At 63.3% G+C, this 12,864-nt stretch carries 15 protein-coding genes; 8 read left to right on the top strand and 7 right to left on the bottom strand.

Annotated elements, in window-relative coordinates:
* Positions 1-35: 35 nt before the first annotated feature.
* A complete protein-coding gene (locus tag B6V74_RS06620) occupies positions 36-524 on the top strand; it encodes a cupin domain-containing protein (protein ID WP_075774035.1) in 489 nt (162 codons plus the stop codon).
* Positions 525-540: 16 nt separating this feature from the next.
* Here B6V74_RS06620 and ychF read toward each other — a convergent pair whose 3' ends face one another.
* Positions 541-1,638, bottom strand: a complete 1,098-nt coding sequence (gene ychF, locus B6V74_RS06615) for a redox-regulated ATPase YchF (RefSeq protein WP_075774034.1) — start codon at positions 1,636-1,638, stop codon at positions 541-543.
* A gap of 115 nt (positions 1,639-1,753) precedes the next feature.
* On the opposite strand from ychF, the gene B6V74_RS06610 reads away from it, so the two are divergent.
* Both B6V74_RS06610 and trpA read left to right on the top strand, forming a co-directional pair.
* Entirely contained in the window at positions 1,754-2,170 is a 417-nt protein-coding gene (locus B6V74_RS06610; RefSeq protein WP_088719578.1) for a VOC family protein, read from the top strand.
* A gap of 116 nt (positions 2,171-2,286) precedes the next feature.
* Entirely contained in the window at positions 2,287-3,078 is a 792-nt protein-coding gene (gene trpA / locus B6V74_RS06605; RefSeq protein ID WP_088722332.1) for a tryptophan synthase subunit alpha, read from the top strand.
* Between the two features lie 20 nt (positions 3,079-3,098).
* On the opposite strand, the gene B6V74_RS06600 is transcribed toward trpA, so the two are convergent.
* On the bottom strand, positions 3,099-3,893 hold the full coding sequence (locus tag B6V74_RS06600) for an ABC transporter permease (protein WP_075774031.1): 795 nt from the start codon (positions 3,891-3,893) through the stop codon (positions 3,099-3,101).
* 220 nt (positions 3,894-4,113) lie between these two features.
* On the opposite strand from B6V74_RS06600, the gene B6V74_RS06595 reads away from it, so the two are divergent.
* The 3 genes from B6V74_RS06595 to B6V74_RS06585 all read left to right on the top strand — a co-directional run bounded on the left by B6V74_RS06595 (position 4,114) and on the right by B6V74_RS06585 (position 6,719).
* Complete coding sequence (locus B6V74_RS06595; RefSeq protein ID WP_075774030.1) at positions 4,114-4,716, top strand: GcrA family cell cycle regulator; 603 nt, start codon at positions 4,114-4,116, stop codon at positions 4,714-4,716.
* A 150-nt stretch (positions 4,717-4,866) separates the two neighbouring features.
* Entirely contained in the window at positions 4,867-6,252 is a 1,386-nt protein-coding gene (gene rimO / locus B6V74_RS06590) for a 30S ribosomal protein S12 methylthiotransferase RimO (RefSeq protein ID WP_088722331.1), read from the top strand.
* The gene (locus tag B6V74_RS06585; protein WP_088722330.1) at positions 6,249-6,719 is read left to right on the top strand and encodes a CAP domain-containing protein; all 471 of its coding nucleotides are present in this window, start codon (positions 6,249-6,251) and stop codon (positions 6,717-6,719) included. The genes rimO and B6V74_RS06585 overlap by 4 nt, the downstream gene beginning before the upstream one ends.
* Before the next feature lie 5 nt (positions 6,720-6,724).
* On the opposite strand, the gene B6V74_RS06580 is transcribed toward B6V74_RS06585, so the two are convergent.
* The 3 genes from B6V74_RS06580 to B6V74_RS06570 form a co-directional block, all read right to left on the bottom strand.
* Positions 6,725-7,486, bottom strand: a complete 762-nt coding sequence (locus B6V74_RS06580; protein ID WP_075774027.1) for an ion channel — start codon at positions 7,484-7,486, stop codon at positions 6,725-6,727.
* Between the two features lie 112 nt (positions 7,487-7,598).
* Positions 7,599-8,150 carry a hypothetical protein gene (locus tag B6V74_RS06575; RefSeq protein WP_088722329.1) on the bottom strand — a complete coding sequence of 184 codons (552 nt, stop codon included), beginning with the start codon at positions 8,148-8,150 and terminating at the stop codon, positions 7,599-7,601.
* 275 nt (positions 8,151-8,425) lie between these two features.
* Positions 8,426-8,758: a hypothetical protein gene (locus B6V74_RS06570; protein WP_075774025.1), complete on the bottom strand. Its 333-nt coding sequence runs from the start codon at positions 8,756-8,758 to the stop codon at positions 8,426-8,428.
* A 284-nt stretch (positions 8,759-9,042) separates the two neighbouring features.
* Here B6V74_RS06570 and ettA point away from each other — a divergent pair, with 284 nt between their 5' ends.
* Together ettA and B6V74_RS06560 are read left to right on the top strand one after the other, a co-directional pair.
* Positions 9,043-10,698, top strand: a complete 1,656-nt coding sequence (gene ettA, locus B6V74_RS06565) for an energy-dependent translational throttle protein EttA (RefSeq protein ID WP_075774024.1) — start codon at positions 9,043-9,045, stop codon at positions 10,696-10,698.
* Positions 10,699-10,889: 191 nt separating this feature from the next.
* Positions 10,890-11,699, top strand: a complete 810-nt coding sequence (locus B6V74_RS06560; protein WP_075774023.1) for a division plane positioning ATPase MipZ — start codon at positions 10,890-10,892, stop codon at positions 11,697-11,699.
* 102 nt (positions 11,700-11,801) lie between these two features.
* On the opposite strand, the gene B6V74_RS18935 is transcribed toward B6V74_RS06560, so the two are convergent.
* Together B6V74_RS18935 and B6V74_RS06555 are read right to left on the bottom strand one after the other, a co-directional pair.
* Complete coding sequence (locus tag B6V74_RS18935) at positions 11,802-11,942, bottom strand: hypothetical protein (protein WP_157771605.1); 141 nt, start codon at positions 11,940-11,942, stop codon at positions 11,802-11,804.
* A 123-nt stretch (positions 11,943-12,065) separates the two neighbouring features.
* Positions 12,066-12,815 carry a VPLPA-CTERM sorting domain-containing protein gene (locus B6V74_RS06555; protein WP_075774022.1) on the bottom strand — a complete coding sequence of 250 codons (750 nt, stop codon included), beginning with the start codon at positions 12,813-12,815 and terminating at the stop codon, positions 12,066-12,068.
* Between the last annotated feature and the right edge of the window lie 49 nt (positions 12,816-12,864).

The raw sequence follows: 12,864 nt of genomic DNA, 5'->3' as shown, positions 1-12,864 counted from the left end.
CGGGGATATTTGGATCAAGGAGAAGGAGGGGCGCGATGAGCGAAGACCGATATCTGATCCGGGCCGATGAGATCGCGGCGATGGAGGGGCTGGCCAAGACGCATTTCCTCAACCCGAATGCTCGGCGGATCAACAAGAGCCTTGGCGATGCGACGGGGCTGACCGGGATCGGGGTGCATATCATCGAAGTGGAACCCGGCTGCGAGACCACCGAGTTTCACCGCCACCACCACGAGGACGAGGCGATCTTCGTGCTCAGCGGCGAGGCGACCGCGCGGATCGGCGAAGAGCGTCACGCGATCGGGCCGGGCGATTTCATCGGCTACCGCGCGGGCGGCGCGGCCCATACGATCGAGAATACCGGATCGGAGATGTTGCGGCTGCTCGTGGTGGGCCAGCGCCTACCCCATGACGTGGGCGACTATCCCGACAAGGCCAAGCGGCTCTACCGCAATGCGGGGATGCCGTGGCAGATCGTGGATGTCGACGCGATCACGGAGGTCAAGGCGGGGGCGAAGAAGTGACGCCCCCAGCCGAGGTTCACGCGTTGAACAGGAAGTGCAGGACGTCGCCGTCTTTGACTTCGTAGGTCTTGCCCTCGACGCGGAACTTGCCGGCCTCTTTCGCGCCCGCCTCGCCCTTGTTGGCAACGTAGTCGTCGTAGGAGACCGTCTCGGCGCGGATGAAGCCGCGTTCGAAATCGCCGTGGATGACGCCCGCCGCCGCCGGGGCCAGCGTGCCCTTGCGGATCGTCCAGGCGCGGGCCTCTTTCGGGCCGACGGTGAAATAGGTCTGCAGGCCCAGCAGGTCGTAGCCCGCGCGGATCAGCCGGTCGAGACCGGCCTCTTCCAGACCCATCTCTTCGAGGAACATCTCCGCTTCCTCGGCGTCGAGCTGCGAGATTTCCTCTTCGATCTTGGCCGAGATCACCACGGTGCCCGCGCCCTGCTCGGCGGCCATCTTGGCGACCGCTTCGGATTTCGAGTTGCCGGTCGCGGCGGACCCTTCCTCGACATTGCAGACATAGAGAACCGGCTTGGCGGTCAGCAGCTGCAGCATGTTCCACGCCTTGCGGTCGTCCTCGGACACCTCGACGGTGCGCGCGGGTCGACCGGCTTCCAGAGCCTCTTTCGCCTGCTCCAGAAGGCGCATCGCCTCCTTGGCTTCCTTGTCGCCGGATTTCACCTTGCGGGCGAGGTTCGCGATACGCTTCTCGAGGCTTTCGAGATCGGCGATCATCAGTTCGGTCTCGATGGTCTCGGCATCGGCCACCGGATCGACGCGGCCTTCCACATGGGTCACGTCGCCATCTTCAAAGCAGCGCAGCACATGGGCGATGGCATCGACTTCGCGGATATTGGCGAGGAACTGGTTGCCCAGCCCCTCCCCTTTCGAGGCGCCTTTCACGAGGCCGGCGATATCGACGAAGGTCATACGGGTCGGGATGATCTCTTTCGAGCCTGCAATCTGGGCCAGCGTGTCGATCCGCTCATCGGGAACGGCCACTTCGCCGACATTCGGTTCGATCGTGCAGAAGGGAAAATTCGCCGCCTGCGCGGCCGCCGTCTTGGTCAGCGCGTTGAAGAGGGTGGATTTGCCCACGTTCGGCAGACCCACGATACCCATCTTGAAACCCATTTCGCCCTCCTGTTTGTGGCTGCGCGCTTCTTATTCATTGGCCGCCCCCGGTGCAAGCGCGCGCGAGGGCCGGAATCGTGATAGGCTGGCCTTCGTGTTCAGGGAGGTGACCGCGATGAGTTTCGAACCCTACATCCACTTTCAAGGAAACTGCGAAGAGGCGATGCGTTTCTATGCCGACCTCTTCGGCACCGAGCCCCCCTTCCTCATGCGTTATGGCGACATGCCCGAGGCCAGCGAAGGCATGAGCGATAGCGGCAAGGTGCGGATCATGCATGCGCTGATCAAGCTCGGAGATGGCGCGCTGATGGCCTCGGATTGGCCCGAGGGGCGCGATCGTCCGCAAAGCTCGGTTTCGATCTCGCATGTTTCGGACAGCCGGGAGGCCGCGAAGGCGATCTTCGAGCGGCTGATGGATGGGGCCGAGGAGGTCATGATGCCTTTCGACGACACGTTCTGGGCCGACGGGTTCGGAATGCTGCGTGACCGTTTCGGAACGGCGTGGATGATCAACGGCCCCTCGAAGATGTAGGCGCGGTCCGTCGCCGCAGTATGCGCGGGCCGTCGTGGCATTCGATCACGCGCGCGAGGCATTGATTTTCCCGCCCTCTTCGCGCAAACCGCTTCGGGACCAGCCGGAGGGACGCCATGACTCGCATCGACGCCAAATTCGCCAGCCTCAAGGAAGAGGGCAAGAAAGCCTTCGTCTCTTATATCATGGCGGGCGACCCGGATCTGGAAACCTCGCTCGAGGTGATGAAAGGCCTGCCGGCGGCAGGCGTCGACATCATCGAGCTGGGCGTACCCTTCACCGATCCGATGGCCGACGGTCCGACGATCCAGCTGGCGGGGCAGCGCGCGCTCGACGGCGGGCAAACGCTGCAGAAGACGCTCGACATGGCGGCGGAATTCCGCAAGACCGACGACACCACGCCGATCGTGCTGATGGGCTATTACAACCCGATCTATTCGCGCGGCGTGGATCGCTTCCTCGAAGATGCGAAGGCCGCGGGCATCGACGGGCTGATCGTGGTCGACCTGCCGCCGGAAGAGGATGAGGAGCTTTGCATCCCCGCGCAGGCTGCCGGGATCAACTTCATCCGCCTAGCGACGCCGACGACCGACGACAAGCGCCTGCCCAAGGTTCTGCAGAACACGTCCGGTTTTGTCTATTACGTCTCGGTGACGGGGATTACCGGCTCTCAGGCCGCGCAGGCGACCGAGGTCGGCCCGGAAGTCGCACGGATCAAGGCCAAGACCGATCTGCCGGTGATCGTTGGTTTCGGCATCACGACGCCCGACGCGGCCAAGACCATCGCGGGCGTGGCCGATGGCTGCGTCGTGGGCTCGGCCATCGTGAAAGAGATCGCCGAGGGCAAGCCGGTGGCCGAGGTTCTGGACTTCGTGAAAGGCCTCGCGGGCGGCGCGCACTCGGCGTAAGTCGCCGCGCCGCGACTGGCTCAGGGCTTCATGCGATAGCCAATGCGCAACCAGTACCAGCCGAGTCCCAGAACCACGATCAGCGCCACGCCGATCACCGCCAGACCGTGCCACGGTGACGCATCGGACACACCGAGGAAGCCGAAGCGGGCCATGTCGATCAGGTAGAAGACCGGATTGTAATGGGTCAGGATCTGGAAGGCCGGCGGCAACGCCTTGGCCGAGTAGAAGGTTCCCGACAGGAACGACAGCGGCGTGATGATGAAGTTGGTGATCGCCGCCATCTGGTCGAACTTGTCGGCAAACACCGCCGCCAGAATGCCCAGCCCGCCAAGGAAGGCAGCGCCGAAGACGACTGCGGCCAGCGCCCAGAGCGGATGTGCGACACCCTGCCCCAGCACGACAAACAGCCCGATCCAGATCACGACCGCCACGATCAGCGCGCGCGCTACCGCGCCGGTCAGATACCCCACGAGGATTTCCCACGGCGCAAGCGGCGGCATCAGCGTGTCGACGATATTGCCCTGCACCTTCGCGATCACGATCGAGCTGGACGTATTGGCAAAGGCGTTTTGGATCACCGTCATCATCAGGATGCCCGGCGCAATGAAATGCAGAAAATCGACGCCGAGCACGTCGGCCCGATTGCGCCCGAAGGCCAGCGCGAAGACGGTCAGGAACAGCCCGGCGGTGATCAGCGGCGCCAACACCGTCTGCTGCCAGACCGCGAGAAAGCGGCGAATCTCGCGCCAGCCCAACATCCGCAGGCCCATCCAGTTTACCGCGCCAAAACGGCGCACACCGATCTCGTACATCCTGATACTCCCGTTGTTGACCGCTCCCTACACGCTCGCGGCCCGCAGCTCAACGCAGCGAGCGCACAGCCGGTTTCCCGCTTGCGCACGCGCCCGGACCGCCTCGTAGCCCTTGAAAAGCGGGCCCCGCGATTGTATCTCTGCGCTCTCCCGCTAAAATAGGGATTGAAACTGGAATGGCCTGCAAGACGGACTTGCAGGAAACCAAGGAAGGATGCCCATGTCCTGGACCGATGAACGCGTCGAATTGCTCAAGAAGATGTGGACCGAAGGCCAATCGGCCAGCCAGATCGCGAAAGAGCTGGGCGGTGTGACGCGCAACGCGGTGATCGGCAAGGTGCATCGCCTCGGCCTGTCGAACCGCACCGGCGGCGCAGCAGAGCCCGCGAAACCCGAGCCGAAAGCCAAGCCCGAGAAGGTCGAGGCGAAACCCGAGAAGCCCGCCGCGCAGCCCGCGGCCGAGGCGCCGGACCCCAAACCTGCCGCGAAACCGGCGAGCCCCGCGCCCGCTCAGGCCGCAGCCCCGTCGGCCGCGCCCGCACGCAAGGCGATCATCCCCGCCGGCCAGCCGCTGCCGCCGCAGCCGTCGGCCAACGAGATCGACCCGGCCGCGCTGGCCAAGGTCGGCGAGGTCGAGAAACACGCCAAGAAGCTTGGCCTGATGGAGCTGACCGAGCGCACATGCAAATGGCCGATCGGCGACCCTGCGACCGAGGAATTCTGGTTCTGCGGCCTGCCGAGCCAATCCGGTAAGCCCTATTGCGAGGCCCATGTCGGCGTCGCCTTCCAGCCGATGAGCTCGCGCCGCGACCGTCGCCGCTGAGGCCGCTTCCCCCGAGATATCGAAGGGCGCCCCGCGAGGCGCCCTTTTCTTTTGAACCGGTCACACACGCCGCAATCCCGCCGCCCCAACCGACGCTGCCTCGATGCGAGGGGCTTTTCGGGGCGCCCTGCAAAGGCTATATCGCGCGCCATGAGCACGAACCCTCCGAACCTGCGTCCCGATCTCGCGCCCCGCGCGCGCATCGCGGATGCCCCCCGCCCCGGTCAGCCGCTGATCGGGATGGTCTCGCTTGGCTGTCCGAAAGCGCTGGTCGACAGCGAACGCATCCTGACGCGACTGCGCGCCGAGGGCTACGCGATCTCGCCCGATTACGCGGGCGCGGATGCTGTCATCGTGAACACCTGCGGTTTTCTCGACAGCGCCAAGGCGGAAAGCCTCGAGGCCATTGGCGAGGCGTTGAACGAGAACGGTCGGGTCATCGTAACTGGCTGCCTCGGTGCCGAGCCCGAATATATCACCGGCGCGCACCCGTCCGTGCTCGCAGTGACCGGGCCGCATCAATACGAGCAGGTTCTCGACGCGGTCCATGCGGCCGTGCCGCCCGATCCCGATCCCTTCGTCGACCTCCTGCCCGCCGCGGGCGTGAAGCTGACGCCGCGCCATTACAGCTACCTCAAGATTTCCGAGGGCTGTAACCACAAGTGCAAGTTCTGCATCATCCCTGACATGCGCGGCCGCCTCGTCAGTCGTCCGGCCCATGCGATCGTCCGCGAGGCCGAGAAGCTGGTCGGTGCGGGCGTGCGCGAATTGCTGGTGATCTCGCAGGACACCTCCGCTTACGGCGTCGATATCAAACATGCCGAAGAGCGGGGCCACCGCGCGCATATCACCGATCTCGCCCGCGATCTGGGGTCGCTCGGCGCATGGGTGCGGCTGCATTACGTCTATCCCTACCCGCATGTGCGCAATCTGATCCCGCTGATGGCGGAAGCACAGGAGAACGGTGGCGGCGTGCTGCCTTACCTCGACATCCCGTTCCAGCACGCCCATCCGGGCGTGCTCAAACGGATGGCGCGGCCCGCGGCCTCGGCCAAGACGCTCGATGAGATCGTGGCATGGCGCGCGGCTTGCCCGGATATCACGCTGCGCTCGACCTTCATCGTCGGCTATCCCGGCGAGACCGAAGACGAGTTCCAGTACCTGCTCGACTGGATGGACGAGGCGAAGCTCGATCGCGTCGGCTGCTTCCAATACGAGAATGTCGAGGGCGCGCGCTCGAACAGCCTCCCCGATCATGTGCCCGACGAGGTGAAGCAGGACCGCTGGAACCGCTTCATGGAGAAGGCGCAGGCGATTTCCGAGGCGAAGCTGCAGGCAAAGGTGGGCTCTGTGCAGCAGGTGATCGTGGATGCGGTCGATGCGGAAGGCGCCACTTGCCGCACCAAGGCAGATGCTCCCGAGATCGACGGCAACCTGTTCATCGATGAGGATTTCGAGAATCTCAGCCCCGGTGATATCGTGACGGTCGAGGTCGACGAGGCCTCGGAATACGATCTCTGGGGACGACTCGTTTGATCCGAATTTTCGCCCTGTCCGCCTTGCTTCTCGGCCTGTTCCCGCTCGCGGCGCAGGCTGGCGAGTGCGCCATCGATGCCGCGCAGGGGCGAGAGATCGCGCAGGCAACCTCGCAACAGCGACAGGCGCAGGGCCTCAACGCGCTCGCGATGGACCCTCAATTGACACAGGCAGCCGCGGCACAGGGCTGCGACATGGCCCGGCGCGGCTTCTTTGCCCACACGGGCTCCGACGGGTCGACCCCACTCACGCGCGCGGAGCGCGCGGGTTTTCACGCCTGCCTGATCGCCGAGAATGTTGCGATGGGCCAGCGCGATCCGGGCGAGACCTTCGACGCCTGGATGAAGTCGTCCGGCCATCGCCGCAACATCCTGCTACGCGGCGTGACGCGGATCGGCGTGGCGGTCGTCCCCAAGCGCGACGGCAAGGGCCCGTGGTACGTGATGGTGCTCGCCAAGCCCTGCTGAGGCGCTCAGGTTATCCCTTCGGTGTCGATATGGATGACCTCGCCGCAATGCTTGCAATGGACCGCATCGGCATCGTGCAGTTTCAGCCCGCAGGTCGGGCATTCGTGACGCACCTTCGTTGGCCGGAACAGAACCTGAGCGAGCCGCAGGAACAGCGTCACCCCGAAGATCATGATCGCGACCGAGATCATCCGCCCCCATTCGCCCTTGGGGGTGATGTCGCCGAAGCCCGTCGTCGTCAGCGTGGTGACGGTGAAATAGAGCGCGTCGGCGTAATTTTTGATCTCCGGGTTGATCCGCACCTGCGTCGAATAGATCAGCCCGGTCATGACGAAGAGGAAAACCAGAAGGTTGATCGCCGCGACGATGATCTCTTCGTGGTGCCGGAATAGAGAGAAATCCGCCCGCAGCCGGGCGAGCAATTGGTAGGTGTGCAACAGCCGCAGCGTCCGCAGGATTCGCAGAAAGCCCAACCCCTGCCCCGCGATCGGCGCAAGGAAGGAGCCGATCGCGATCAGGTCCGCCCAGGTCGGCGCGCGGGTCCAGAACCGCACCTTCTCGCCCGAGATCGCGTAACGGGCGAGGAAATCCGCCACGATTACGACGCCGATCACGGCATCGATCGCGCCTATGGTGCTGGAATGCGGAAAGAACGAGGTCACGATGACGAAGACGATCGTCAAGAGGTCGAAAATCAGAAGCCCGTAGCGGAAGACATGCGCCCGGTGGCTCTCGCCCTCGTAATAATGCCTTAGCGTTTCGAGCATGTTCTCTCCCATAGGTCTCGCTCAGGGATACAGGCTTTGACCGCCCTGTCAAAGCGCATGAAAAAGGCGGCCCTGGAGGACCGCCCCTTTCGTCAAGTCAGGCGACGTCAGGTCAGGAAGCCTTCGGCGCGAAGTGCATCGTCGTGGGTTGCGACGAAGCGCCTTGGGTCACGATGAAATGGGCGTCGCCATAGTTGCCGCGCTGCACGTCATGCTGGATGCGCTGAAGCTGGGCAACGGTGTAGTTGTCGGGGTTGAGCCCAAGCTGCGAAGCCATCTGGGTCTTGCCCGGCGTGGTCCTGCCGAGGCCGGGACCGCCCGGTTGCCGGTCCGCGTGGCTGCGGTAGTAGGCCAGCTTGGCAGTATCGCCCTTGCGCGCTGCGTGGAGCATTTTCTGCAACTCTCCCACCGAATATTGCGTGGGATCGACATTGTTGAGACCGGCAAAGGTTTGCAACTCTGCGGCAACTTGCGCTCTGCCCTGATTGGTCGCGTTGACGACCATCGATGACCCTTGGGTTTGCGGCGTCATCGACGGCGCGATGACACCCAGGTCCGAATTATTGTCAGGCCCGTTATAGGTCGTGGCGGCCGAAGCGAGTCCGGCGGAGCCTGCCGTGAGGGCGAGCGCTGCGATAGCGGTAGTCAGAAGATTGCGGGTCATGATGAAATCCTTTCATCAGCAGGTTGATTTTCCGCGGCACCGTCTGGCGCCGATGGCCCCGACTTATGAACCCAATCATCGCACAAAAGGCCGTTTCGGCCCGCTCCCATGTTCACTCAGACACATATACACAGGGAACTCTCGCCCGTTCCAGACGCCGTGAAGTATTTGGAATATATGTGAAAACAAATTTTGTCGAAAGAAAATGGCAGGTTCGCACAAATAGAAACGGCCCCCGCGAGGGAGCCGCTTTCGGTCAGAACACTGCGTCGACCTTACGCGTCACGGCCCATCACGGGCTGCGGCGCCACGTCGACCGGCTGACGGTTGGTGTGGTTGATGACGTATTTCGCCTCGTCGCGATTGCCGTTGCGCAGCGCGTTCTGGATGCGGAACAGCTCGGCGGTGGTGTATTCGGCCGGGTTCAGACCGAGTTGGGCCGCGATCTGGGCCTTGCCGGGGGTCACTTCGCCAACAGCCGAGCCTTTGCTGGCCGACGAGCTTTGCGACATCGAGGGCGCGATGGAGCCGTAGCCGTCACCGCCGGCAGCAGCCAGCGACGTGCTCAGGGCGAGGGCGAGGACGGAAGTCGTGATAAGCGTTTTCATGGTTACTCTCCTATACGAATACGCATGTTGTTCTTCTCACCGAGAGCGAAGCGACAGGGGGGGAAGCGTCTGTGCCCTCGGCGATGACGCTGATCTAGGATCGTTCGCATTCGCAGGAAACTGGCGATTTCAAACACAGTTCTGCGCATCTGCGCACCTTGAAAATTGACAGTTCCGCGACAGAAGCGGCAGGCTCGCCCGTAGGCTCCCGCCACGCCCCCTTTCCCTATCCCGGCTTTCCGCATAGAAGGCGCCCAAACCCCTTATTCCATACGAGGTCGACTATGGCGTCCTATCAATATGTCTATCACATGGATGGTGTCTCGAAGACCTATCCGGGTGGCAAGAAATGCTTCGAAAACATCCGCCTGAATTTCCTTCCCGGCGTGAAGATCGGCGTCGTGGGCGTAAACGGCGCGGGTAAGTCCACGCTGCTGCGCATCATGGCCGGCATCGACAAGGATTTCTCGGGCGAGGCCTGGGCCGCGAAAGGCGCGAAAGTCGGTTACCTTCCGCAGGAGCCCGATCTGGACCCGGCGCTGAACGTGCGCGGCAACGTCATGGAAGGCGTGGCCGCCAAGAAGGCCAAGCTGGAGCGCTTCAACGAGCTGGCAATGAACTACTCGGACGAGACCGCCGAGGAGATGGCCCAGCTGCAGGACGAGATCGACTCGGAGAACCTGTGGGATCTCGACAGCCAGGTCGACGTCGCGATGGAGGCCCTGCGCTGCCCGCCGGACGACGCCGACGTCGAAACCCTCTCGGGCGGTGAGCGCCGCCGGGTCGCGCTGTGCAAGCTGCTGCTCGAAGCGCCCGACATGCTTCTCTTGGACGAACCGACCAACCACCTCGACGCGGAAACCATCGCGTGGCTGCAAAAGCACCTGATCGAATACAAGGGCACGATCCTCTGCGTCACGCACGACCGTTACTTCCTCGACGACATCACCTCGTGGATCCTCGAACTCGAGCGCGGCCGCGGCATCCCCTATGAGGGCAACTACTCCGCATGGCTGGAGCAGAAAGCCAAGCGCCTCGAGCAGGAAGCCCGCGAGGACAAGGCCAAGCAGAAAGTCCTCGAGAAGGAACTTCAGTGGATCCGCGCCGGCGCGAAAGCCCGTCAGGCGAAGTCCAAAGCGCGTATCTCGGCCTATGAAAAGATGGCGGACCAGTCCGAGCGCGAGCGCGTCGGCAAGGCCCAAATCATCATCCCGAACGGCCCGCGTCTGGGCGGCAAGGTGATCGAGGTCGAGGGCATCTCGAAACATTACGGCGACAAGCAACTGATCGAGGACCTGTCCTTCTCGATCCCGCCGGGCGCCATCGTCGGCGTGATCGGCCCGAACGGCGCCGGTAAATCCACGCTGTTCCGCATGATCACCGGTCAGGACAAGCCCGACACCGGCGAGATCACCCTCGGCGAGACCGTCAAGCTCGCCTATGTCGACCAGTCGCGCGACGCGCTGGATGCGAACAAGACCGTCTGGGAGGAAATCTCCGGCGGGGCCGAACTCATCGAACTGGGCGACGCGCAGGTCAACAGCCGTGCCTATTGCGGCGCGTTCAACTTCAAGGGCGGCGACCAGCAGAAGAAGGTGGGTCTCCTCTCGGGCGGTGAGCGCAACCGCGTACACATGGCCAAGCTGCTGAAAGAGGGCGGCAACGTGCTGCTGCTCGACGAACCGACCAACGATCTGGACGTCGAAACCCTGCAGGCGCTGGAAGCCGCGATCGAAGACTTCGCCGGCAACGCGATCATCATCTCGCACGACCGCTTCTTCCTCGACCGCCTCTGCACCCACATCCTCGCCTTCGAGGGCGACGCCCATGTGGAATTCTTCGAGGGCAACTTCGAGGATTACGAAGAAGACAAGATCCGTCGCCTCGGCCCCGATGCGGTCGAGCCGAAGCGGGTGAAGTACAAGAAGTTCAGCCGGTAAGTTCCGACCCACACTTCGAACGAAAAGCGAAAGCGCAGAGCATAACCATGCTCTGCGCTTTTCTCTGTTGCTTAAACGCAGTGTTTCTAGGCCACGGCACCTCGCCCCTCGCGCGCCACCTTCCCCAGTTCCCTATTGCCATCTATAGTGTCTGATAAGGGACAAGACACAAGACAAAGCGGGGATGGGACTTGGCGCATATCATCGTGATGGGCAACGAAAAGGGTGGGTCGGGGAAGTCCACCACCTCGATGCATGTGGCGACCGCCTTGGCGCGGATGGGATGGAAAGTCGGGGCGCTCGATCTCGATCTGCGGCAGCGCAGCTTCGGGCGCTATATCGAGAACCGGCTGGCCTATATGGATCGCGAGGGGCTCGACCTGCCCTGCCCCGATTATCGCGAACTGCCCGAGGTGGACGCCTCGACGCTGGGTCCGGGCGAGAACCCCTATGACCACCGTCTGTCTACCGCCGTGGCCGAGATGGAGCCGTCCTGCGACTTCATCCTGATCGACTGCCCCGGCTCGCATACGCGGCTGTCTCAGGTCGCGCATTCCCTGGCCGATACGCTGGTCACGCCGCTCAATGACAGTTTCATCGATTTCGACCTGCTGGCGCGGATCGATCCGGTGACCTCGAAGGTGATCGGCCCCTCGATCTATTCCGAGATGGTCTGGTCGGCGCGGCAGCTGCGCGCGAAGGCGGGTCTGAAGCCGATCGACTGGATCGTGCTGCGCAACCGCGTGGGCGCCCAGCAGATGCACAACAAGCGCAAGGTGGGCGCGGCGCTCGAACAGCTCTCGAAGCGCATCGGGTTCCGCGTCTCGCCCGGCTTCTCCGAACGGGTGATCTTCCGCGAGCTGTTCCCGCGGGGGCTGACGCTTCTGGACCTGAAGGACCTCGGCGTCGAGAGCCTCAACATCTCCAACGTGGCGGCCCGTCAGGAAGTGCGCGACCTGATGAAGGAGCTGGACCTGCCTGGCGTCGCGGTCGACTTCTGAGGCCCTCTCCCGGCGCGAAAAGCGGAAAAAACAAACGCCCGCTGGGAATGACCCTCGGGCGTTTCGTCACTGGCACTGGTCTTGCACTAAGGCGCGCGGCTCTTACTGAGGCTTCGGCATCTCGGCGAAGGGCGAGACGCGGCTGCGGCGGGGCGCGGGCATCGCGCCAAGGGCCTTCATCCTCACTTCGATACGGTCCTCCCGACGCTTGAAGAAGCTGAAAAGGGCAATCAGGCGGCTCATTCCGTGTCTCCTTTGCATCGACGCCGTTCTGGCGTCACCCTTTCAGATTTCCGCTCAATTGAGGCGCTTACGTGGCGGGCTGTGGATATGTCGGTGGCGTTGTCGGGACGCTTTCACGGCCTGTTACGCGGCGGCAAAGCTGTCGCAATTTGCGACCGGGTCGCGCGCGCGCCGGCGACCGAGCCAGCCAAGCCCCACGAAAAGCCCCAGCCCAGCCAGCATCATCCAGACCGAGGCGGGCAGCGGCACCGTCGCGGGCGTCTCGACCATCATCGCGATCTCGTCCAGCGAGGCGTTCATATAGTAGTAATTCGTCTCGACATCGAACTGGATTCCCAGCGTCGAGCCCACCCCGGCCTGCAGGTAGCTGGTCAGGTCGTAGCTCAGCGCCGTCGCACCCTGTGTCGTCGCATCGCCCGGCTGCGTCGCAAAAATCTGCGAGATCACCGCCCCCGCGTTGTCGATCAGGCTCACGCGGAACTGCTGGTTCGGGTCATCGTAGCCCAACAGGTAATGGTTCACGATCTGATAGGTGAAGTTGAAGCTGGCGCTGATCACCTGATCGGGCACCGCGAAGAATTGCGTCAACGTCGATACACCGTAGCCGGTCTGCTCGTTCATCACGTCGTAATTGCCCGAAATCGGATCGACGCGCCGCGTCGGCCCGCGCGGGTTGAACCGCCCGTTATTGATCTGGAAGTCATCGGCGAAGGCGGTGCTCGATGTGCTCCAGCCCGAGAGGTTACCGGTCTCGAAATCACCGTTCGTGATCAGGTCCACGGTCACCGCCTGCGCGGCGGAACTGTACAGAACGCTCGCCACAAAGAGGGCAAGGGCGCGTTTCACGAAACGGGCAATGGTAATCCGGAACATCGTTACACTCGATCTCAATGGTGCCGATCCGTCCTTTCGAATGCGGCTT

It is taken from the genome of Thioclava sp. F42-5, from assembly GCF_002213195.1.
Classification (GTDB): domain Bacteria; phylum Pseudomonadota; class Alphaproteobacteria; order Rhodobacterales; family Rhodobacteraceae; genus Thioclava; species Thioclava nitratireducens.
This window is presented reverse-complemented; position numbering and strand designations above follow the sequence as displayed.